The sequence below is a fragment of the Saccharibacillus sp. JS10 genome, from assembly GCF_024436065.1.
GTDB lineage: Bacteria > Bacillota > Bacilli > Paenibacillales > Paenibacillaceae > Saccharibacillus.
This window is the reverse complement of sequence record NZ_JANFNS010000008.1, coordinates 69059-92759: the sequence shown is the minus strand read 5'-3', so window position 1 is coordinate 92759 and position 23701 is coordinate 69059. Positions and strand designations below refer to the sequence as shown.

Sequence of the window (23701 nt, the reverse complement as noted above, 5' to 3'; positions counted from 1 at the left end):
TCGAAAAACAACATCTTGCTGCAAGCATCGCAATCGATGTTGTCGCAAGCGAACCAATCGCCACAAGGCGTACTGTCTCTGCTTCGTTAATTTCAAACATCAATTCGTGAAAAACCTCGCATTAGCGGGGTTTTTTATTTTTTTATATTCAGTTTTCATAAACTATTCAGACCAAATTCCGATATATAAAGTAACAACAACCTAGTAGTGCGGGAAAAGTATACTTAATCCGATTGGAGGTTTACTTATGAGTTCAAACATAACAGGGGGTTTAGGAGCAGCGGTTCCTATGCTGCCACAGCCGCCTTTCAATAAAAAGGAGAATACATTTAGCCCTAGCGAAAGTTCGGTACAAGTTGCTCCAATGACAACCATTCCTCAAATTCATCAAGATCAAGAAAAAACGATTCAGGAATTGAAAAAAGCAATTGATGCGATTCAAGGACCGCAGAAAAGTCTTGAAATTTCGGTGCATAAAAAAACAAACGCGATTATGATTAAAGTCATGAACAAAGAAACTGGAGATACCATTCGAGAAATCCCATCAGAGAAAATTTTGGACGTTGTAGCGAAAATGATGGAATATACAGGAATATTGGTCGATAAAAAAGTGTAACAAGGAGGAGCTTAAATGGTAACAAGAATCTCAGGTATGGCATCGGGGATGGATATTGATTCCCTTGTAAAATCTTTGATGGCGACAAGACAAGGCCCGCTAAACAAGCTGAATCAGCAAAAGCAGATTCTGGAATGGCAACGTGACGATTATCGAAAAATGAGTACAAAGCTTGTCACATTCATGCAAGATAGTATCAGTAAACTTTCACAGAGCAGTACGATCAATGCGCAAAAGGCAACAGTTACGGGAAATACAGGTGCGCTTACAGCAACGGCTTCTTCTTCTGCCAGCGGAACATTTGAAGTGAAAGTCAAACAGCTAGCGTCAGCTTCGCAAACTGTTTCTGACGGCGATGTGAACCAAGCTAAAAATGACCCTCTTTTAAGTACCGTAGCTGGGGGAGCTTTGTCGCTTACGATAAATGGTGAAACGATTACGGCTGATTCTACTGCTAAAGTTAGTGATTTTGTAAAACAGATCAACGCTAACACAAAAGCAGGTGTTACAGCGGTATATGACTCAACAAGTGGAAAAATGTCATTGACGAATAAAACTTCTGGTTCAACTGCTGTAGATGTTAGCGGTACATTAGCAGGAAGTTCAGGATTTAATTTCAAAGCAGTTGCAGGTAGTGGACAGAATTCGATCATCGAAGTCAATGGCTTGGAGATCTCAAATGCGAAAAACCAAGTTGAAGTCAATGGCGTTACGCTAACTTTGAATGCTGTGACTCAAGCCGGTGATGCCGCAACGACAATTACAGTTACGAAAGATACCGATAAAGTCGTAAAAGCGGTACAAGATTTCGTTACGGCTTATAACGATGTTCTTTCTTCAGTTAATAGTAAAATTGGTGAAGAACGTTATAAAAAGTACACCCCGCTGACTAGTGAGCAAAGAAAAGAAATGTCGGATGACGAAGCGAAGCTTTGGGACGATAAAGCAAAAAGCGGGATGTTGAAAAATGAAAGCATTCTTCAACGTACTGTAAGCGATATGAGATCTGCTTTTATTCAAGGTGTTGATATCGGAAGAACGGAAGTTGTAGGCGGAGTAACGAAGTCCAAACCTCTTACAATGACAGAACTAGGGATCACCACAGGAACTTATGATACCAAAGGAAAGATTTCTGTAGATGTAGATAAGCTCAAAGCAGCTTTGAACGACAATCCAGATATCGTCAATCAGTTCTTCGGTCAAAATTATTCTAAGGCTACCTTAAATAACAATTATGCAGCTGAAGATGGAATTTTGGCGAAAATGAGAAAAATATCAACCGGTTCGCTTGCAAGTTTAGCTGAAAAAGCAGGTACTTCTAAAGTTAGCAGCGACTTGACCTCGACATTTTTAGCAACAAGTTTGATGGGGCAGCGTTTGACATCTATTGATCGCGAGATTACAGGTTGGAATAGCCGTCTGAACCGAATCGAAACGAACTATTATAAGCAATTTACGGCGATGGAAACTGCCATGAATAAATACAATACAACGATGTCCAGTCTTTCGAGCATGTAATTACAGGGAGGGCATAAATTTTGATCTACTCACCACATCAGAAGTACCAACAAGCGCAGGCACAGACCGCATCTAAACCGAAACTTTTAATTATGTTATATGACGGAGCTATTCGTTTTGTTAAAGCGGGCATTGACGGAATCACAACGAAAAATGTAGAAATGGCAAATAACAATCTTTGTAAAGCTCAAGCTATCGTGCATGAACTTGTATCTTCTTTGAATTTTGATTATCCAATCTCTAACGAACTTGTAAGAGTATATGAATATATGCTGAGTCGTCTGATTGAAGCTAATGTGAAAAAATCGGTCGAGCCTGCAGAAGAAGTATTGGAATATTTGAATGACCTGCGCGAAGCATGGCTAGAAGCAAGTAAATCTTCGGGCGTTGCAGGTCAAGTATAATGATAGCTACAGAAGTCGGACAAATCCTCGATAAATTGCAGGAAATTACCGAGGAAGCTATTGCTCGACTTGATTTGATGAATGAAGAAGAGCTTCTTCAATTAGCGGGTCAGCGTGAAGAACTTGTGAAAGCTTTAGAGGTACATCGACCAAAAATTACGCCTGAACACCGTGTACAGATTGCTTATATACTGGGATTTGATTCTTTAATCATCAATAGAATGAGCTTTTTAAAAAATGAAGCAGGTCAATGGATACAAAAGCAAGGAGCTATTAAAAGCCAACAAAATGCTTATCATAATGCTTATGCAATGAATAGTGTGTTTATTGATCATAAGAATTAAATATATCCTCTTTGATCTGATAATAGGTCAAAGGGGATTTTTTTATGTTGATGTTCACTCAAATCTACAAAAATCCGATATAGTAAATATAGTAATTAACACTTTCGGAATGGTGGTTATAGCGTGTCCTATTTTGAGTCTAACCTTGCGGTACTTCAAGAACGTTTTCCAAATACCGTAAATATATTGAATCAATTTGAACAGAACAAGGAAAATACTGCTACCCCCGTTCTTGAACCTCTCGAAAAAGACCAGGATTGGCTGAATGCGGTCAAAGGTTCTGTTGGAGATATGAATATCATTTTTGTACATGGTTTTGGTAGAGGGATTGGACTTGCTGATTTGATTGAAATGTACCCGGATCGGTACTTCATTGTATATGAGCCGAATGCCAGTTCTTTCTATACCGTTATGCAACAATACGAGCTTGATGAACTATTAAAATGGCCAAAGATCTTATGGTTTTCTATAGGCGAATTTCAATTGAAAATGCTATTCAACCGAATTTGCACGTATATGAATGAAGAACTTGCTTTCGTAGCACTTCGTCATTATTTAGAGAATGGAATGCAAGAATTACAAAAGTTAAGAGAAGATTTCATTGATTATCGCAACCTATTTGAATCAAATCGTAGTACGGAAAAACTCTTTCAAAAAACTTGGTTGACCAATAGTGTAAATCAATTAGCGGAGATGATTCATTCTCCTTCGATTTTTGAATTAGCAGGTTCTTTGAAAGGGAGTACAGCGGTTATTGTAGCTTCTGGACCATCGTTGGAGCAAGATATCGAATGGATCAAAAAGTTTCTTCCTCACGCACTTGTTATTTCAGCCGGTTCAAGCATTCAAGCTTTAGTCAAGTATGGAATCAAGCCTCATATTTCTACCGTGATGGATGGCGGAGAAATCAACGAAGATATTTTTTCGATGGAGGGGACTTTAGATTCATCGCTGTTTTACGTTTCTTCAGCTTACCCAATTTCGAAGCGAAAATTGGACGATTCATTTTACTCAATCGTACAAAACGATGTAATAAGTAAATATTTACTTGGAAACAGTAATGAAAATTTTGAAATTTTACCTACTCCAACGGTAACGGGTACTGCTATTCAAGTTGCTACGTTGCTTGGTGCTAATAAAATCATTTTGACAGGGCAAGACCTTTCTTTCCAAAATGATAAATTTTATACTGCGGGCATCGAACATGCCTATGGTCCGCATGTTGATCAGATCGTCCAGCAATCAAAGCATTATGTAAAAAACGTGTTCGGTGAATATAATCGTACTACCAATGCCTTTTTGATGATGAAAGATTCTTTGGAAAGTTTGATTTCTAATATTCCAAGTGTGAATTTTATTAATGCCACACGTGGAGGTGCTGAAATTTTAGGGACAAGTTGGAAATCGGCGGAAGAGGTTTATGAAGAAATCAAAAATCAATCTATACAAGAAAATGTAATTAGAGAGCTTATTCAACATCGAAATCAAGTCAATCGAAGCGAAAAATCGAAAGAAACATTGAAAGTTCTTGAGCAAAAAATCGAAAAGGTACTTAGCGAAAGCTTAGAAGTGCAAGGTGAATTACGTCAACTCAAACGGCAAATAGACAAGCTTCCAGAACTTAGTCGCAACAAAGTATTAAAAGCCTGGAAATCACTTGAAGATATTGAAAGTGCCTGGGCAAAGGTAGTAGCTAGAGAATGGTTTAACCCTATTTTCGAGACTGTTCTATCGGATCAACTAAACAATTTTGATCGGGAACTTCCAAAGATTATTGTAGAAACTGAAATTCGTAAAAAGGCCACTTTGGTTTATGAACATTTAGGAAATCTTGTTTCAGGTATTAGTGCAGAACTTCCTTGGGTTCAACAAATTTTGCAAGATGGTGTGGTAGAAGTCCACAGATTCAATCGCAAAGGATGAGGCCATTTGAAACATAGTCTATATCAAAATAAAAAAATCCTAATTATTGGCGGCACCGGTACGATAGGGCAGCACTTAACGCGCTGCCTGCTTGAAGAACACCCACAGGTTATTCGTATTTTTAGCCGAGATGAGCACAAACAATATGAGATGGGACTTAACTTCCATTCTGAAAGAGAACAACTAAGATTTTTAATTGGGGATGTCAGAGATTCTAATCGTTTAAGTCGTGCTATGGAAGGAATCGATTATGTATTCCATTGTGCGGCGATGAAGCATGTTCCTGCTTGTGAGTATAATCCTTTTGAAGCAGTGCAAACGAATGTGTTAGGTACACAAAATGTAATTCAAAATGCACTCAGCAGTCACGTCAAAAAAGTCCTTTTTATCAGTACAGATAAAGCAATTTCTCCAACAAATACATATGGTGCGACTAAATTGCTGGCAGAAAAACTGATTTCTGCAACCGAACTCAATAAGGGACCTAATTCGACGGTTTTTTCTGCGGTTCGTTTCGGAAATGTCATGGGCTCCAGAGGTTCTGTTATTCCACTGTTCAAAAAGCAAATTCTTGAACAAGGCGAAATTACGATCACTGATCCAGACATGCTTCGATACATGATGACACCAGGTCAAGCTATCAAACTCATTCTTAAAGCTAACGAACTTGCTACTGGTGGTGAAGTGTTTGTTCTAAAAATGCCAGTGGTCAGGATTGAGGATTTAGCCAACGTCATGATCAAGGAACTGAGCGCGAAATACGACGTGAATAGACCAGTACGTATTAAACAAATTGGGCTTCGACCAGGCGAAAAAAGGTTTGAAGAGTTGATGACAGAAGATGAAGTCGAATATGCAAACGAGACTGAAGATATGTACATTATTTTTTCGCAATATCGAAAAAAAGAAAACTTAGATGGTGAGACTGGAGCGAAATGTATCAATAAACCAGTTCCTTTAATGAGAGATATCATTTCTAAAGAAGAAATTCTCGATTGGATCATTAAAGAAAAATTAATTTAATCAAAAATTAGAAGTACAAATATAAAAAGAAAGGAAGTCAGGGTTTGAAAATATCTGTGATTACGGCATGTTTAAATGCAGAAGCATATATTGAACAAACAATTCTCAGTGTTCTAAGCCAGAAAAATTGCGATTTAGAATATCTAATTATTGACGGCGGCTCTACCGACCAAACTATGACGATTGCCAATCGTTATAAAAGCCAAATCGATATATTGGTCTCTGAGAAGGATAATGGTATCTACGATGCGTTTAACAAAGGAATTCGCTTAGCTACTGGAGATGTTGTCTATTTTCTCAATGCCGACGATTATTTCTTTGACGAGTATGTGTTGTCTCGTGTGAACGCCCAGTTTGATAAATATCCAGAATGTAAAGCAGTGTACGGAAAAGTAATAAAGGTTTCCGATCTTCTTGGGCATCAACTGGCTGGGCACGAGCTTTCGGAAGCTTCTTTGCGTAGAGGAGCAAATATTCCGCATCAAGGTGTATTCGCAAAGAAGAAAGTTATGGAAGAATACGGTGGTTTTGATTTAAGGTATCGTTTGGCTTCCGACTTGGATTTCGTTACTAAACTTTTCTTGGAAAGCCCGGATCAATTCCTTTATTTTGATGAAACTATCTCCTTTTTCCGATTGACTGGCGCTAGCAGTTCTCCAGTTAACCAGCAGACATGTCGTAACGAACAAGCTGCAATCGTCAAAAAATATTTTGGAGATGAATATGCGCAGCAGCTTTTACAAAATGTAAATATGAACGCAGATTATTATCGAAAATGGGTAGAGCTTCTTCTATGCGATTCTAGTCAGTCTGCTTCCTCCTCACTTATTGATCAAGATATCTTTGATGTGGCTATCTTTGGCACTGTAGATATGTCCGCTTATGTATTAGCAGATTTGCGAAAAAACTCGATTCGGGTTCATGCTTTTCTTGATAATGCAGTTGCAAAACACGGTTCATTTATCGGAGGCGTCGAAGTGCATTCTCCTGAATGGCTCAAAAAGCATGGCTTAGAGTTAGATGCGGTGATTTTTGCTTTTGAAGGAAAACATGATGAGGTAGTTCAAGCACAACTTTCCGATATTATGTCTTCTGACTCTATACGCTGCATATCCTGGAGAGACATGATCAACTGGAGTTTGAAATAGGGGGAGTCGAAAGATGCAAAGAAAAAAAGCATTAATTACTGGGATTACGGGGCAAGATGGAGCTTATCTAGCAGAGCTTTTGTTAGGCAAAGGCTACGAAGTGCATGGTATCAAGAGAAGATCTTCTTCATTTAATACCGATCGAATCGATCATTTATATCAAGACCCTCATGACTCAGAAACCGTATTTCGGTTGCATTACGGGGATCTGACAGACTCTACCAACTTAATTCGGATTATTCAAGACGTACAGCCCGATGAAATTTACAATTTGGCTGCTCAAAGCCATGTAAAAGTGTCGTTCGATACTCCTGAATACACAGCCAATTCAGATGCGATTGGAACTCTTAGACTTTTGGAAGCAATTCGAATTTTGGGAATGACCGATCGAGTCAAGTTCTATCAAGCTTCGACCAGTGAGCTCTACGGAGATGTTCAGGAAACGCCTCAAACTGAGAAAACGCCTTTCTATCCACGTAGCCCTTATGCAGCAGCCAAGCTTTATGCTTATTGGATCACAGTTAACTATAGAGAAGCTTATAATATGTTTGCATGTAATGGGATTTTGTTTAATCATGAATCGCCTGTTCGAGGAGAAACCTTTGTCACCCGCAAAATTACGCGTGCCGCAGCTCGCATCAAATTTGGGCTTCAAGAAAAATTGTATCTAGGCAACATGGATGCGAAAAGGGATTGGGGATATGCAGGCGATTATGTAGAAGCTATGTGGAAGATGCTTCAACAAGATCAGCCGGAAGATTTTGTAATCGCTACTGGAGAAACACATACGGTTAGAGAATTTGTAGAGGTTGCATTCCGTCATGCTGGCATCGAACTGACTTGGGAAGGTAGCGGAATTCAAGAGAAAGCGATCGATTCGTCCACAGGGAAGACAGTTGTAGAAGTAGATAGCAATTATTTTCGTCCTACTGAAGTTGATCTTCTGCTCGGTGATCCTTCCAAAGCGGCAGCAGTACTTAACTGGAAACCTAAGGTTACTTTCCAGCGATTAGTTGATCTTATGATGGAAGAGGATCTCAAGCGGGTTGGTCGGGAAATTGAAATGAAAAAGCTCGGATTTTATGCTTCACATCGATTCGAGTAAGATTTTACTTTTCAATCCTGTTACAGAAGAATAGAAAGGAGGAACGCCGATGTTAAAACATGCAAAAATATTTGTAGCTGGTCATACTGGTCTAGTAGGTTCGGCTATTTATCGAAAACTTCAATCTGCCGGATATACAAATTTGTTGACTCAAAGAAGCTATGAACTCGATTTACGTCAACCGGAACAGGTTAATTCGTTTTTTGACAAATATCGACCAGAATATATATTTTTAGCTGCTGCGCGAGTGGGCGGAATCGATGCTAATCGATTATATCCAGCCGAATTTATTACGGATAATCTTTCCATTCAACTCAACGTTCTTCAGGCGGCACATCGTACAAGCGTCCAAAAGCTGCTTTTTCTCGGAAGTTCCTGCATTTATCCAAAAGAATGCGCCCAGCCTATCAAAGAAGAATATTTGTTGACTGGTAAATTAGAGCCTACCAATGAACCTTATGCGATAGCCAAGATAGCCGGAATCAAAATGTGTGAAGCCTATAATCGTCAATACAACACGGATTATTTAGCTGTGATGCCCACGAACATTTATGGTGCCCACGATAATTTCAATCTAGAAACTGCTCATGTTCTTCCTGCATTAATTCGAAAAATTATCGAAGCCAGAGACGAAGGGGTGGACGAGGTTAAACTCTGGGGCACAGGAAGACCGAAGCGAGAATTTTTACTTTCTGATGACCTAGCTGATGCCTGTGTTCATTTAATGGAGTCTTATACCAGCGAGCAGATTGGCGGATTTGTGAATGTCGGAACAGGAGAAGATATTGCAATCAGTGATCTAGCTCGTAAAATTGCTGATATCGCAGGTTATCAAGGTCGTTTTGTTTATGATCAAGATAAGCCAGATGGGGTTGAACGAAAAAGACTTGATGTACAAAAGATCAATGCATTGGGTTGGAAAGCGCAGACTTCTTTGACTTCAGGCATTGAGCAGACGATCCGTTGGTACGAGCAACAGAGTTTGCATACAGGAGCTATAAGAAAATGAAAATTGTTCTGTTATCCGGCGGTTCAGGGAAGCGATTATGGCCGCTATCCAGTGACTCCCGTTCCAAGCAGTTTTTGAAAATACTTCCTGGTCCTGATTCTCAGCAGTACGAGTCTATGGTTCAGCGAATTTGGCGCCAGTTAAATGAAGCCGGGCTTTCCAAAGATGTATTTATTACAGCCGGAGCAGGGCAGATTGAAATTTTGCAGCAACAACTGGATGATCGCGCCTCATTTATTGTCGAGCCTGAAAGAAAAGATACGCTTCCAGCTATATTTTTATCTGTATTGTGTCTGCACCATCAAAAAAAGCTAAAGACAGACGAAGTTGTGATCGTCCTTCCAGTCGATTCTTATGTAGACCGAGAGCTATTTCTAAAGTTGCCTGCACTTGAAGGCTTATTATTGAAGAGCGGAGCCGATATCGGATTGATAGGGGTTAAGCCTACTTATCCTTCTGCAAAGTATGGATATATGATTCCAGATTCTAAAGGTAACGCTGCTCCGTTTGCTAACATTAAACGATTTGTTGAGAAACCTAGCGAAAAGCAAGCAGAAGAACTTATTGCTGAAGGCGGGCTATGGAATTGTGGAGTTTTTGCTTTTAAAGGTTCATATTTGCTAAACAAAATGTCTGAAAGAGGTGTTTCACTGGAGTATGATTCCTTTTTCGCTTCTTACTCGAAATTAGAAGCACAAAGTTTCGATTACGAAATACTCGAAACGTCGGAGCATATTGTTGCTGCTACCTATGAAGGAGATTGGAAAGATCTCGGAACCTGGAATACATTAACGGAAGAAATCGCGGATTCTTTTATTGGAAAAGGAAAAATGAGTGCTGACTGTTCGAATACGCATGTTGTAAACGAGTTAGGTATACCGGTTCACGTTCTCGGTATTTCAAACGCTGTTGTCGCTACAAGTCCAGAAGGAATTCTTGTAACAGATAAATCTGCTAGCCCACGTTTGAAAGAGTTGCTTACCGGATTTCAACAACGCCTTATGTATGAAGAAAAGTCTTGGGGTTGGTACAAAGTTATCGATCACAGTGTTCAAAGCGAGCAAGAATATACAGTCAGTAAGTTCAGAATTTTTAAAGATTGTAAAGTTGAAATTCCGTTTTTACAGAAGATGGCGGGTTATTCATGTAGCCTTACTCGAGTGACTGTGATGTTTGGAGAAGGGCTCATTAGCGTCGAAGAGAAAAATATATCGCTGAAAGTGGGCACGACATTGGAACTCGAAAATACTGCGGATTCTTCAAATTCAATTCATGCCTACACCGAGTTAGAATTTATGATGATTAGTATCAATGATATTCAACCAATGAATTAGCTGCGGGGGACAGATCTATATGAAAAAAATCGGTATCTTTCTTCACTGCTTTCCTGGATTTGGAGGCATTTTTCAATATGCACAAACGGTATTGCAAGCATTAAGCGACTTGCCTTCGGATCGTTATCAGATTGTAGCTGCTTATACGTATAAAGAATGGCTGACTTACCTAGAAGACACTGAAGTTCAAGCTATCGAATGCCCACTCGTCCATTGGGGACAGGAATTAGGGCGGGAATGGAGAAAAAAAGGTCTATCTTATACCCTCTGGAAAGAGGTTACAGGAGAAATTCATCCAATCGGAAAAATATTGAAAGAGCAACAGTGTGATCTATGGATATTTCCTTCTCAGGATAGTTACTCTTTTCAAGTCGATGTACCTGCGCTCACTACCGTTCATGATTTAATGCATCGGTACGAATCGCGTTTTCCTGAAGTATCTGATAACGGAGAAGCCTCTTATAGAGATTGGGTCTATCAAAATATTGTAGAACATACCAAAGGGGTATTGGTTGATTCTGAAGTCGGCAAACAGCAATTGATAGAGACCTATGGCGTGAAAGAAGACTGCGCATTTGTACAACCGTACATTCCGCCTAACTATATTTATAATTCTCCGCCTAAAATGAGGTTGTCACCCGCTGTATCCGAAAGTTTGCCAGAACGTTATTTATTTTATCCGGCTCAATTTTGGGAACACAAAAACCATGCTTCGATTGTTGAAGCGGTACGCTTACTGAATGAGAAACACATCCGGGTAAACTTTGTTTTTGTAGGAAGTCATACGGGAACTGCACGTTCAGAGACTTATACAAAATTGATTGAGCAAATTGAGGCATACGGATTACAGAATCAGTTTGTTTTTCTCGGCTATGTTAAAGATGAGGAAATGCCTTTACTTTATAAAAAATCGAGCGGACTAGTTATGCCTACTTTCTTTGGTCCGACTAACATTCCGCCGCTAGAAGCCTTTGTTTTACAATGCCCGGTAGCCATATCCGGTATTTATGGTATGCCAGAGCAATTAGGCGATGCTGCACTGTTTTTTGATCCGAATTCGGTTGAAGAAATTGCAGATCGTATCCAAACACTTTGGACAAACACAAAAGTCAGTGAGGAACTTGTACAAAAAGGCAGTCGTCGATCTTCAGATTGGGGTAAAACGCAATTTGGCGAGAACTTGATGCAAATCATTGAAGTATTGACGTAAAACTTATCCGGGCAGGAGGAAACAACATGATTGAAAATATTGAGGCGAATGGCATATTGTATGCAATTGTCATACGCAGTCATTATCATAAGGAAGGTATAACTTTTGTAACGCCCAATGAGCTTTCGCAGCAACTTGCATATATGCACCATCCCAAAGGCAAAGTGATTGATGCTCATGTTCATAATGCTGTACCTAGGCAAGTGGTGTATACGCAAGAAGTGTTGCTGATTCGAAAGGGAAAGTTACGTGTCGATTTTTATGACGAACAACAGTTTTATTTTGAGAGCCATATCCTAAACGAGGGCGATACTATTTTACTGATTCGCGGTGGACATGGTTTTGAAGTATTGGAAGAAATCGAAATGATCGAGGTTAAACAAGGGCCTCACATTGGCGAAAAAGATAAGACTCGCTTTACTGGAGTCGAAAAGCAGGCAATTCGGATTTGTAAATCTAATTGAGTAAAATTTAGGAGGTAAGTTATGAAAGTAGCTATTTATGGAGCCAGTTTATCAGGTTGTTATGCAGATCAAATCTTAAAGTTACAAGGACATGAAGTTGTCTTCTTTTTGGATCGTCAACCTGAGAATAGACACCAAGAAATTTTAGATGAGATCCCTATTTACAAGAATGTGGAACTTGTTCCCGACGAAACGAAAAGTGGCATTCAACTCTTAGTTGTTGCTGTAGGAGAAGAGAACGTAGCTAGAAATCTAAAAAAAGATCTAGAAAATGTTTTTTCATGCGAAGTCATAACGATCTACGATGATCCTTATCTATCGTTTTACAAAATGTTCAAAGAATATCACTTGAAAATCGCTTATTTAAAAGAGGAAGGTTTCTACAAAAGCTTTGAAGAAGGTCAATCGGTTGATCAGTGGGGAAATGCGATACCTTGGATTAATTATTCATTGCTAGAGCTTTTGAGAACACGCGTAAACAAAGACATGACTGTTTTTGAATATGGTATGGGTCATAGTACTATTTGGTGGAGCGAACGTGTCAAAAAAGTGGTTTCGGTTGACCACGACAAAGATTGGTATGACTATGTAGAAACACGCGTTAACAAAGAAAACACAGAATTGGTGTACAAAAATTTAGAATACGATGGAGATTATTCCAGAACGATAAAATCGTACGACAAATTTGATTTGGTTTTCGTAGATGGAAGAGATCGAGTTAATTGTGCTATTAATTCTATTGGGAATTTGACAGAGAACGGCGTTATCGTTTGGGATGATACAGAGCGAGATTACTACGAATCTGGCTTTGAATATTTGAAAAAACAAGGGTTCAAATGCTTACAATTAAAAGGAATGAAAGCTTTAGCTGATTATGCTTCTTATACAAGCGTGTTTTATAAAAACAATAATTGCTTGGGATTATAAAACTAACTTGGTGCATTTATGAAGGGAACGCTAAAATATGATTGATTTTCTAAAGCTTCAAAAAGGCACAGCAGTAATTTCTGTTATAGGTATGGGATATGTAGGTCTTCCTTTAGCTATTGAATTGTCCAAAAAATATAAAGTAATCGGTTTTGATATTGACGAAAATAAGATTGATCTTCTTAAAAAGGGAATTGACCCTACACAGGAAGTAGGAAGTCAAGAATTATTAATTTCAGATATAACGTTTACGTATAGAGAAGAAGAAATTTCACTTTGTACTATTCATATTGTATGTGTGCCTACACCTATAAACCCTGATAAAACACCTAATTTAATACCCATTGTTGAGGCTTCTAAAACAGTCGGTAGGAATCTGAATAAAAATGCTCTTGTGATTTTTGAGTCTACAGTATATCCCGGCACTACTGAAGAAATTTGTGTTCCTTTGATTGAGCAGGAATCCGGCTTTAAATTTGGTTTGGATTTTGAAGTTGGCTATTCGCCTGAACGAATAAATCCTGGAGACAAGATACATCGTTTAACGAATATTTCGAAAGTAGTATCTGCTTCAAGCACAATGTCTGTAGAAGTAATGAAAAAATTATATGGCTCGATTATTGCAGCAGAAATTTATGTTGCACCTTCAATTAAAGTAGCAGAAGCGGCCAAAGTGATCGAGAATTCTCAGCGAGATATAAATATTGCATTTATGAATGAACTTTCAATTATCTTCGAGAAGATGAATATTAGCACTCATGAGGTGCTAAAAGCTGCAAAGACAAAGTGGAATTTTATGGATTTCAAACCTGGTCTCGTGGGTGGTCATTGCATTGGAGTAGACCCATATTATTTCATATATAAAGCCAATCAACTAGGTTATCATTCTCAGATCATAGCATCAGGTAGAAAAGTGAATGATGGAATGGGAAGTCATATTGCAACCCGTGTTATAAAAAAGATGATCAATGCTAATATTCCGGTAAAAAATTCAGTTGTAGCCATCATTGGTCTAGCTTTTAAAGAGAATTGTAGCGATATAAGAAATTCTAAGGTAATCGATATCATTAAAGAGCTTAAAGAATATGGAGTAAAGAGTATAATTAGTGATCCTTTAGTATCAAATCAAGAAGCTAAACAAGAATATAATGTTGATTTAGTTGAGTTGAATGAGATTTGTGAAGTAGACGCAATTATATTAGCTGTTCCTCATAAAGAAGTATTGGAGAAATGTGACATAGCTTATTACAGTACAGTTTTAAAAAGGAAGGATAAGCTCATTATTGATTTGAAAAGCTCATTGAATCAGCAACTTTATGAGGAGAACGGATTTGAATATTGGAGCTTATGATAGGAGAGTTGCGATGAATTTACCGCTGATTTCAGTAATTATTCCTGCTTACAATCGTGAACAAACCCTCAAATATTGTTTGGATTCAGTTATTCGACAGACGTACACAAATATTGAGGTTATTGTAGTCGACGATGCTTCTACTGATCATACTGCTTATGAAATCAACGCATATCTTGATCCTCGTGTGAGAAGTATACAGCTTTCGACTAATAGCGGAGCACAGGCTGCGCGAAATGCTGGAATTCAGAATGCAAAAGGGGAATGGATCGCTTTTCAGGATTCTGATGATGAATGGCTACCAGATAAGTTGATGACACAGTTAAATACAGCAATTGATACAGGTACTTCAATAAACTATTGCGAATGTTTTATTAAAACTCGGGAAAACATCGAAGTTTTTGGGACTAGAGGTTATGAAAAAAAAATCTATGAGCAGTTGTTGATTCAATCTGACACCACGTTTCCAGGTCTATTGGTGAAAAAAGAATGTTTTGAAGTTGCTGGCTTGCTGGACGAAAACGTACCTGCTTACCAAGAGTGGGATACAAGCATAAATCTTGCTAAATACTTTGAGTTTTCCTATTGCAGTACTCCACTTTTTATTTATCATTTGCATGAAGGCGAAACGATCTCGAAAAACACCAAACGTGGTTTACAAGGGATAGAGTATATAATCAACAAGCATGAGAAAGAAATTGAGCAATATGTTGGTTCTATAGTACTGTATCATTATTCCTCATATCTCATTGATGAATATAATAAAATAGGTGAATCTTCCGATGTATTAGATAAAAAGCTATATTGGTTTTTGAAGAAACAAGAAAAAAAGATCAAAAATTGCAAGAAAATTTGTATATTTGGTACTTCAAGCTTAGGGCTTCAAATTACGTCAAAATTGAGTGAAGATCAAAAAGCTACTCTTTTTTTCGTAGATAATTATTATACTTCAGATTTATTCAAAGGGTTTCCTGTATATCCATTAAGTAAAATAAAAGAACTGAACCCTGATATTGTCGTGTTAGCAAGTCAAGGGAGCGCAATGAATATGTTAAGAGATTTATTGAAGTTAGGCTTAACTGATCGTGCTGTCACTTCCAAAATGTTTGAATCAGTCATGTAGCACAAAGCAATTTAAAACAATTGGAGGCCATGGAGATGAACTTTATACCTGTCAATGAGCCTTTACTGGATGGTAATGAGAAAAAGTATCTAATAGAGTGCATCGATACAGGCTGGATTTCGTCGGAAGGCCCGTTTATCGATCGTTTTGAGAAAGAAACAGCTGCAAGTGTGGGTCGTCGTTACGGAGTAGCCGTTTCAAATGGTACGGCTGCGCTGGAGGTTGCCATTCAGGCGTTGCGAATTCAGCCAGGAGACGAAGTCGTCATGCCTACCTTCACGATTATTTCGTGTGCAGCGGCTGTCGTTAAAGTAGGCGGTGTACCCGTATTTGTCGATTGCGATCCATACACATGGAACATGAACCCGGATCAAATTGAATCTCGCATCACAGCACGTACAAAAGCTATTATGCTTGTGCATATTTATGGGCTACCGACAGACATAGACCCCGTTTTACAACTCGCCAAAAAGCACGGTCTTTACGTAATCGAAGATGCGGCTGAGATGCATGGGCAGACCTATAAAGAAAAACAATGCGGAAGTTTCGGTGATATTAGCATTTTCAGTTTCTATCCTAACAAACACATCACGACCGGTGAGGGCGGAATGGTATTGACTGACGATCCAAAATTGGCTGAACGTTGCGCTTCGCTGCGTAATTTATGCTTTAAGCCGGAACGTCGTTTCGTTCATGACGAGATTGGTTCCAACTTTCGCATGACAAATCTTCAAGCCGCTCTGGGAGTCGCACAATTAGAAAGACTTGATCAAACGGTCCAACGAAAAAGAGAAATTGGAAGATTATATCGTAAACTGCTGACTGATGTAGAAGGGTTGCAGCTGCCTGTCGAGCGGACCGAGTATGCCGAAAATATCTATTGGGTTTTTGGTGTGGTACTTCAAGATTCAATCCGATGTTCAGTCGAAGAAGTTATGGAAAAGTTGAAGCAAAGCGGAATCGGAACCCGTCCTTTCTTCTGGCCAATGCATGAACAGCCTGTATTCCGCAAAATGGGGATTGTCTCTGATGAATCTTTGCCTCATGCGGAACTTATCGCGCGCCGAGGTTTTTATTTACCTAGCGGGTTGACCCTGACAAACGAACAAATTCGCCATGTGACGAAGGTATTGATTTCTATACTTAAGGAGGAGCGAGAATGACGGTTTTCGATAAATATGCCAGATATTACGACTTGCTGTACAAGGATAAAAATTATACGCAAGAAGCCGAATATATCCATTCTATCCTGCAAGAATTATCGTTGTCTGGCCGCGATCTGCTGGAGCTAGGCTGCGGAACTGCGAAACATGCTGTACGACTAAGTAAACTGGGCTACCGCGTACATGGAGTTGATCTCAGTGCCGCTATGATCGAGCAGGCTAAGCAGCATATTATTCAACAGACAGCGTCTCACGAAGTTTCGGTAGAGCAATCCGATATTCGTTCGTTTCGGACGGAGCGCAAGTTCGATGCCGTGCTCTCCCTTTTTCATGTAGTAAGCTATCAGAACAGTTACAACGATCTGGAAAAAGTATTGGAAACGGCATATCTTCATCTTGAAGATGACAGTTATTTTATATTTGATTGTTGGCATGGTCCGGCAGTATTATCCGATCCTCCTGTCGTACGCGTTAAACATATGCAAGATGAGCATGCAAGGATTACTCGAATTGCAGAGCCCAAGCTGCTGCCTTCAACGAATACCGTTCATGTCAAATACGATGTTTTTATTGAAGACCGGAGTAACGGTACTATTGAAAAGTTGGATGAGCTGCACATCATGCGCTACTTTTTTGAGGAAGAGTTATCTTGGATCGCGCAAAAAAAAGGATTTGAGATTTTGAGTTGTGTAGAATTTGAAACGGGAAAAATGCCAGGAACCGATACGTGGAATGTAATTTATGTACTGAAAAAACGTTGAACAGAAGCTATATACATATCGTGCAGAAAGAAGGTGGCTTATGTCGAAAGTCTCAATCGTGATGCCGGTTTACAATCGCGAAAAGTATATTGAAGCGGCGATCAAAAGTATACTGGTTCAGACTTTTCAGGATTTTGAGCTACTGATTGTGGACGATTGTAGTATAGATTCTACCGTTGAAATCGTTGAGGGTTTTACAAAACTCTATCCACAAAAAGTCCGTATGATCCGTCATGATCGTAATCAAGGAGCTGCTAGTGCGAGAAATACAGGAATCCAAAATAGTCTTTCTGATATTATTATGATGGTTGATTCGGACGATTTGCAACATCCAGAGCGGCTCGAACGAACTTACGCAAAAATGATTCAAACCGGATCAGATATGGTTTTTCATGAATGTGAAATGATTGATTCCTTAGGTCTTCCAAATCAGAGTATTAAAAGCTATCCGCCTGACCTTGATAATGAAAATGCACTGCTCAAGTTACTAGAACGTAACCATTTTTGGGTTGGCCTTTCTTTAATTCGAGCAGATCATGATGTTCGGTTTGATGACACATTGTCTAGCGCTGAAGACTATGATCTGTTTTTAAGTATGATTATTAAAGGTCGAAAGTTTGCTATTGAGCATTCTATATTAACCTCGTATCGAATCCATGAAGACAATCTATCTGCTGACGGAACTCTAGCATTGCAAATGACCAAAAAAGTGATTGAAAAGCTAAATTTGACTGATTTGCACGACAAGATAGCTTTACAACATGGTGCGGATGCGGCAAATACGGCGATCGCAGCAGCTTATACTTGGATAGAGCGCCCAAATGATGCTATTCGTTTTTTGCAAAAGGTAGAGGTTACGTCTTTTGAGAATTCGTTTGCTCTGGCGACCAGTTATTTCAAAATTGGAGAATTTCAAAATAGTCTGGAAAAGTTTTTGGAACTCAATCATTCTGATCTATACCCGCCCAATGCGGCTGTGTTAAACAATATCGGTGTATTAAAGCAGCTAATCGAACAGAAAACGAAAGCCGCGGAATTCTATATTCGTCAAGCATTAGCATTGCGTATCGATTATCAGGATGCTATGCGGAATTTAAAATTACTTGGATTAAAAGAATTATCTACATTGAAGTTGACAGAACGCCCTTTGCGGCAAGAAGTTATTCATGCCGAAAATTATAAACTATAAATTTAAAAGATCGTTGAGGGTACAGCGGAGGTCATCCATGAGAACAGTTGCAATTATTCAAGCCAGAATGGGTTCAACGCGCCTACCGGGAAAAGTAATGAAAACCTTGATAGATCGTACAGTATTGGGGCATGTTATAGGTCGGTGTCAGGCCATCCCGTCTATCGACGAAGTTATTGTTGCGACTTCATCGCTTATTGAAGACGAGATGATTGTTAAAGAAGCTCAAAAATATGGAGTAGCGTATTATAAAGGGAGCTTAGATCATGTGCTTAGCCGTTACTATAATGCTGCCAAGACGGCTCAGGCAGATTCTATTGTTCGGATCACTTCCGATTGTCCGCTACTTGACCCGGATGTATCGGATCGCATCATTCAAAGGTTTTTAGAAGGTGGGCATGATTATGTTAGTAGTGGCTTGAGTAACACTTTTCCCAGAGGACTCGATACAGAGGTTTTTACTTTCGAAGCACTAGAACGTGCGTATCGCGAAGCAACAGTAGAGTACGAATTTGAACATGTGACTCCCTATTTATACCAGCATCCTGAATTATTCAGAGTTGAAGGATACGCGAATGAAATGAACCAATCGCAGTATCGCTTAACGCTTGATACCGAAGAAGATTGGAATTTGATTTCTGAAATATATCGTCTTCTTTACCAAGGGAAGATTTTTGGATGGTCCGAGATTTATGAATTGTTCGGTAAGCGTCCAGATCTTCCACTTATAAATGCAAACGTTGTACAAAAAAAATTAGGTGAATAAGCTTTACTTTTCAAAATGGAGGTGCAACTTGTCCTATCAAATCCTTGGTCAGAATCATCATGTTCATGCTTCTTACCGAATTTCGAGGCTTGAAGAATCGTATATGCAGTCGATCAAACGCTGGAGAAACGAGCAAATGGACGTACTCAGACAAGGACGCTTGTTGACTGATGAGGATCAGCAACAGTATTACCGACAAGTGATTGAACCCAGCTTCAACCAAACTCAACCGAAGTTAATGTTATTCGGCTTTTTTTTGGATAACGAACTAATTGGATACGGCGGGCTAACCAACTTGAATTGGGAACATAAGCGCGCGGAAATTTCGTATTTGCTGCAGACGGAGAGAAGTAGTGAGCAGGCGACCGAGCGCTATACAAGCGACTTCGGTTCTTTTTTGAGCTTAATGAAACAGATTGCTTTTGATGAGCTTGGGTTGCATCGTTTGTTCACGGAGACCTATGACATTCGTCCTCTGCATGTTCGAGTTTTAGAGCAAAACGGATTCATTTACGAAGGCAGAATGCTTGATCATGTCTATATTAACGGACGATATGTCGATTCATTATTACATGGTTGTTTGAAGGGGTGAGGTAGGAACATGCTAAAAGGAAAACGCGTATTCGTCAGCGGCGGAGCGGGAGTAATCGGTACGGAACTGGTACAGTTGTTATTGAAACAAGAAGCCATTATTTTTGTTGGAGACCTCAAGCCTCGTCCAGCGAATTGGTCATCGGATATTCTTTATCGTCAGGGCGACTTGAACGAGATTACTCGTGAAGAACTGCTTGATTTTAATCCCGAGTATTTTTTTCACTTGGCAGCGACGTTTGAGAGATCTGAAGAAAGTTATGAATTTTGGGAAGAAAACGAACGTCATAATTTAAGGCTAAGCCACCACCTTATGGACTGCCTCAAAGATAATATAAGTCTGCGGAAGGTAATCTTCGCTTCTAGTTATCTGATCTATGATCCTAATCAATATCAGCTTCCCGTACCATCTGAACAGGCACTGCCGCTCAAAGAAGATAACCCGATCTATCCACGTAATATGTGCGGTGCAGCTAAGCTAATGCACGAGATCGAATTACGGTTCCTTGAACATTTCTCGGCAGGCCGGTTGCAGACCGTCTCGGCAAGAATCTATCGTGTGTATGGAAAGAATTCAAAAGATATTGTCTCCAGATGGATTCAATCGTTATTAAAAGGCGAGACTTTGCGTGTGTTCGGCAAGGAAGGTATGTTTGACTACATTTATGCAGGCGATGTTGCGGAAGGTTTGCTTCGACTTGCTTTGAGTGAAGCTAACGGAATTGTGAATCTTGGAAACGCTCGTTCTCGCCGGGTTGAAGAAGTATTGGAGATTCTCAAGCAACATTTCCCTGACATGCGGAGTATAGAAGAATCTAGCAGCATTCTCTTTGAAGCTTCGGAAGCCGAAATGAGCCGATTTGAGCAGCTGACAGGGTGGAAACCAGCTAGACAACTTGAAGATACGATACCGGAACTGATTAGACATTATCAGCAACGCGAAGAGGCTGAGGTTAAGATGCCGGAATCGAAGGCAGTGCTTGTGACTAGCGCTTCCAAAAAGGTTCCGATGTTGAAAGCAGTAGGCAAAAGTATCCGTAAGACAGGAAAGAGACTTGAACTAATAGGCGGAGATTTGGACAAGCAAGCCATTAGTCAATTCTTTGTGGATAGTTTTTGGCAGATGCCTCGTCTTACTGATCTGAATCCAGATGATTTGGTTGAGGCTTGCAAAGCTCGCGCGATTACGTCGATCATTCCAAGCCGAGATGGAGAACTGGCTTATTTTGCTGCTCATAAAGATCGTCTTGCAAGTCATGGTATAAACGTGATGGTTTCGAATTCAAAAACGGTCAATCTCTGTTTAGACAAATTACTTTTTGCGGAGTACGGGATCAAACTTGGATTCCCTGTTATTCCAGCTTCTAAAAAATGGAAGGAAGAATACGGTGATCATTGTGTAGTGAAAGAGCGTCATGGAGCAGGTTCACAGTTTATCGGATTAAATTTGACTCGTGAAGAAGCCGAACATCATGCTAATTCGCTAAAAGAACCGATCTTCCAACCCCTTATCTCTGGTGTAGAGAGCAGTATCGATGTATACGTACAGCAAAATGGAAAATGTAAAGGATCTATCGCACGCCGAAGAGAATTGGTCGTGAATGGAGAATCTCAAATTACAACGACATTCCGCGATGAGAAACTTGAAGCGCTATGCGCTGACTTTGCAGAGCAATTAGGGATTTATGGTCATGCGATTTTCCAAGTTATTACCGATGACGCAGGGGATTCGTATATTGTCGAATGCAATAGCCGTTTTGGTGGGGCATCTACACTGAGTGTCGCTGCCGGGCTCGATAGTTTCTACTGGTTCTTGCTAGAGTCTAGCGGTGCCGATCTTGGTGAATATGCCTTTGTAAGAAGCGAAGTAAATAAACGTCTAGTCCGATACGCCGAGGACTCTATTCAATGATGGTGATTGTATTTGACTTGGATGATACGCTTTATGATGAAATCACATTCGTTCAGAGTGGTTTACGTGCAGTAGCCGATTTTCTGGCTTTACGTTATGATCTACATGCTCATGAGATATACTCAAGCTTGCTGTATGAACTTGAGCATAATGGTCGAGGAAAAGTTTTTAACAATGTGCTTCAACAACTCGGTATTTATTCACAGCAAAATGTGAACATGTGTTTGCAAGTGTATCGCAAACACAATCCTCAGATTAAATTGTTTGACGATGCTAGTCTTTTTCTCAATCAAGCGCCATTAAATTCTGTTTATATTGTGACGGATGGAAACAAGCTGGTTCAACATCGGAAGATACAGGCTCTGGGATTATACGAACACCCTGCTATCAAAAAAGTTTATATCAGCCGTAGATTTGGAATCCATAATGAGAAACCTTCCCCTTATTGCTTTCATAAAATTTGTGAGAAAGAAGACTTAGAACCTGAAAAGATCGTATACATCGGAGATAATCCGGCTAAAGATTTTGTAGGGATTCGCCCGTTGGGATTTCGTACAATCAGAATCATGAGAGGTAATCATAAAAGTGTAAAGAGCCAAGCAAACCATGAAGCTGAGTATCAAATCGATACGCTGCATGAATTGCCAAATGTTTTGAATATGATGACCAAATAGTTGAAACCAATCTGTATATCCCAAAGAAAATAAATAAGATTTTTAGAACGATTATCTATATCATAGATTTAGGAACATAATAAAGGACGGTGTATGGATTTGGAATTTCAAATCGGAGAACGTTGGGTTGGGCATGATCATAAGCCGTTTATCATCGCAGAGATGTCTGGCAACCACAATCAATCGTTAGAGCGTGCTTTGCAAATTGTAGAAGCAGCCGCTGCTGCTGGTGCCGATGCTATCAAATTGCAAACTTATACTGCGGATACGATGACGCTAGACATTCACGAAGGCGATTTTTTCATTGAGGATACGAACAGTTTATGGAAAGGAAGTTCTTTATACAATTTGTATTTAGAAGCTTATACGCCGTGGGAATGGCATAAGCCGATTTTTGATCGTGCAGCCGAATTAGGTTTGTTGGCATTCAGTACCCCATTTGATGAGACGGCTGTCGACTTTCTGGAGAGCTTGGATGTTCCGGCTTACAAGATTGCTTCTTTTGAAAATACCGATATTCAGTTGATTCGAAAAGTAGCTGCAACCGGTAAGCCACTGATTATATCGACAGGAATGGCTTCGATTGCCGAATTAGATGAGTCGGTTCGAGCAGCACGCGAAGCGGGCTGTAACCATCTTGTACTGCTCAAATGTACCAGCACTTATCCAGCGACTCCGGAGAATACGAATGTTTTGACAGTACCGCATCTGGAAGAATTATTCGGTTGTATGGTTGGTATTTCTGATCACACAATGGGTGTAGGCGTATCTGTCGCAGCCGTCACGTTGGGTGCGGCAGTGGTAGAAAAGCATTTTACGTTAAGTCGGGCTGATGGCGGCGTGGATTCTACTTTTTCACTGGAGCCTGAAGAGTTAGCTGCACTTGTTATCGAGACAGAACGGGCTTGGCAATCACTTGGCAAAGTAACTTACGGTGCAACAGAGGGCGAACAGGCATCATTGAAACATCGCCGCTCGCTTTACATCTCAAAAGACCTAAAGCAGGGAGACGCGTTAACCCGAGAAAATGTCAAAGCTATCCGTCCAGGATTTGGACTGCCGACTAAGTATCTGGATGAACTGCTTGGACGAACAGTAACTTGCGATGTTGCCAAAGGCACGCCGTTAACCTGGGAGGTTGTCTAA

24 protein-coding genes are annotated in these 23701 nt (G+C 39.8%); all 24 read left to right on the top strand.

Annotated elements, in window-relative coordinates:
• Window positions 1–90 (top strand): flagellin (locus NOM90_RS18310; RefSeq protein WP_255944090.1); only part of this gene is annotated, 90 nt, incomplete at its 5' end.
• A 157-nt stretch (window positions 91–247) separates the two neighbouring features.
• Window positions 248–616 (top strand): flagellar protein FlaG, encoded by a 369-nt coding sequence (locus tag NOM90_RS18305; RefSeq protein WP_255944080.1) that lies wholly within the window; start codon window positions 248–250, stop codon window positions 614–616.
• A 15-nt stretch (window positions 617–631) separates the two neighbouring features.
• Complete coding sequence (gene fliD / locus NOM90_RS18300; RefSeq protein ID WP_255944078.1) at window positions 632–2134, top strand: flagellar filament capping protein FliD; 1503 nt, start codon at window positions 632–634, stop codon at window positions 2132–2134.
• A 20-nt stretch (window positions 2135–2154) separates the two neighbouring features.
• Window positions 2155–2538 carry a flagellar export chaperone FliS gene (gene fliS, locus NOM90_RS18295; protein ID WP_255944076.1) on the top strand — a complete coding sequence of 128 codons (384 nt, stop codon included), beginning with the start codon at window positions 2155–2157 and terminating at the stop codon, window positions 2536–2538.
• Window positions 2538–2882, top strand: coding sequence for a hypothetical protein (locus NOM90_RS18290; RefSeq protein ID WP_255944075.1), 345 nt, complete (start codon window positions 2538–2540; stop codon window positions 2880–2882). The genes fliS and NOM90_RS18290 overlap by 1 nt, the downstream gene beginning before the upstream one ends.
• A 123-nt stretch (window positions 2883–3005) precedes the next feature.
• Window positions 3006–4805, top strand: a complete 1800-nt coding sequence (locus tag NOM90_RS18285) for a motility associated factor glycosyltransferase family protein (RefSeq protein ID WP_255944073.1) — start codon at window positions 3006–3008, stop codon at window positions 4803–4805.
• A gap of 6 nt (window positions 4806–4811) precedes the next feature.
• Complete coding sequence (locus tag NOM90_RS18280) at window positions 4812–5828, top strand: UDP-N-acetylglucosamine 4,6-dehydratase family protein (protein ID WP_255944071.1); 1017 nt, start codon at window positions 4812–4814, stop codon at window positions 5826–5828.
• A gap of 44 nt (window positions 5829–5872) precedes the next feature.
• Window positions 5873–6976, top strand: coding sequence for a glycosyltransferase family 2 protein (locus tag NOM90_RS18275; RefSeq protein WP_255944069.1), 1104 nt, complete (start codon window positions 5873–5875; stop codon window positions 6974–6976).
• A gap of 13 nt (window positions 6977–6989) precedes the next feature.
• A complete protein-coding gene (gene gmd / locus NOM90_RS18270) occupies window positions 6990–8081 on the top strand; it encodes a GDP-mannose 4,6-dehydratase (RefSeq protein ID WP_255944067.1) in 1092 nt (363 codons plus the stop codon).
• 49 nt (window positions 8082–8130) lie between these two features.
• Window positions 8131–9090 carry a GDP-L-fucose synthase family protein gene (locus NOM90_RS18265; protein ID WP_255944065.1) on the top strand — a complete coding sequence of 320 codons (960 nt, stop codon included), beginning with the start codon at window positions 8131–8133 and terminating at the stop codon, window positions 9088–9090.
• Window positions 9087–10424: a sugar phosphate nucleotidyltransferase gene (locus tag NOM90_RS18260; RefSeq protein WP_255944063.1), complete on the top strand. Its 1338-nt coding sequence runs from the start codon at window positions 9087–9089 to the stop codon at window positions 10422–10424. The genes NOM90_RS18265 and NOM90_RS18260 overlap by 4 nt, the downstream gene beginning before the upstream one ends.
• A 19-nt stretch (window positions 10425–10443) precedes the next feature.
• Window positions 10444–11634, top strand: a complete 1191-nt coding sequence (locus tag NOM90_RS18255; protein ID WP_255944061.1) for a glycosyltransferase family 4 protein — start codon at window positions 10444–10446, stop codon at window positions 11632–11634.
• A 26-nt stretch (window positions 11635–11660) separates the two neighbouring features.
• Complete coding sequence (locus tag NOM90_RS18250) at window positions 11661–12098, top strand: hypothetical protein (RefSeq protein ID WP_255944059.1); 438 nt, start codon at window positions 11661–11663, stop codon at window positions 12096–12098.
• A gap of 21 nt (window positions 12099–12119) precedes the next feature.
• The gene (locus tag NOM90_RS18245; protein WP_255944057.1) at window positions 12120–13025 is read left to right on the top strand and encodes a hypothetical protein; all 906 of its coding nucleotides are present in this window, start codon (window positions 12120–12122) and stop codon (window positions 13023–13025) included.
• 37 nt (window positions 13026–13062) lie between these two features.
• Window positions 13063–14376, top strand: coding sequence for a nucleotide sugar dehydrogenase (locus tag NOM90_RS18240; protein ID WP_255944054.1), 1314 nt, complete (start codon window positions 13063–13065; stop codon window positions 14374–14376).
• Window positions 14377–14389: 13 nt separating this feature from the next.
• A complete protein-coding gene (locus tag NOM90_RS18235; protein ID WP_255944052.1) occupies window positions 14390–15499 on the top strand; it encodes a glycosyltransferase family 2 protein in 1110 nt (369 codons plus the stop codon).
• A 35-nt stretch (window positions 15500–15534) separates the two neighbouring features.
• Window positions 15535–16662 (top strand): DegT/DnrJ/EryC1/StrS family aminotransferase, encoded by a 1128-nt coding sequence (locus NOM90_RS18230; protein WP_255944050.1) that lies wholly within the window; start codon window positions 15535–15537, stop codon window positions 16660–16662.
• A complete protein-coding gene (locus NOM90_RS18225) occupies window positions 16659–17423 on the top strand; it encodes a class I SAM-dependent DNA methyltransferase (RefSeq protein WP_255944048.1) in 765 nt (254 codons plus the stop codon). Before NOM90_RS18230 ends, NOM90_RS18225 begins: the two co-directional genes overlap by 4 nt.
• A 40-nt stretch (window positions 17424–17463) precedes the next feature.
• Window positions 17464–18612 carry a glycosyltransferase family 2 protein gene (locus NOM90_RS18220; protein ID WP_255944046.1) on the top strand — a complete coding sequence of 383 codons (1149 nt, stop codon included), beginning with the start codon at window positions 17464–17466 and terminating at the stop codon, window positions 18610–18612.
• A 37-nt stretch (window positions 18613–18649) separates the two neighbouring features.
• A complete protein-coding gene (locus NOM90_RS18215) occupies window positions 18650–19378 on the top strand; it encodes a glycosyltransferase family protein (RefSeq protein WP_255944044.1) in 729 nt (242 codons plus the stop codon).
• A gap of 28 nt (window positions 19379–19406) precedes the next feature.
• Window positions 19407–19970, top strand: a complete 564-nt coding sequence (locus NOM90_RS18210; RefSeq protein ID WP_255944042.1) for a GNAT family N-acetyltransferase — start codon at window positions 19407–19409, stop codon at window positions 19968–19970.
• A 9-nt stretch (window positions 19971–19979) separates the two neighbouring features.
• On the top strand, window positions 19980–21881 hold the full coding sequence (locus NOM90_RS18205; RefSeq protein ID WP_255944040.1) for an NAD-dependent epimerase/dehydratase family protein: 1902 nt from the start codon (window positions 19980–19982) through the stop codon (window positions 21879–21881).
• Window positions 21878–22555 carry an HAD family hydrolase gene (locus tag NOM90_RS18200; protein ID WP_255944038.1) on the top strand — a complete coding sequence of 226 codons (678 nt, stop codon included), beginning with the start codon at window positions 21878–21880 and terminating at the stop codon, window positions 22553–22555. Before NOM90_RS18205 ends, NOM90_RS18200 begins: the two co-directional genes overlap by 4 nt.
• A gap of 93 nt (window positions 22556–22648) precedes the next feature.
• Complete coding sequence (pseI, locus tag NOM90_RS18195) at window positions 22649–23701, top strand: pseudaminic acid synthase (protein WP_255944036.1); 1053 nt, start codon at window positions 22649–22651, stop codon at window positions 23699–23701.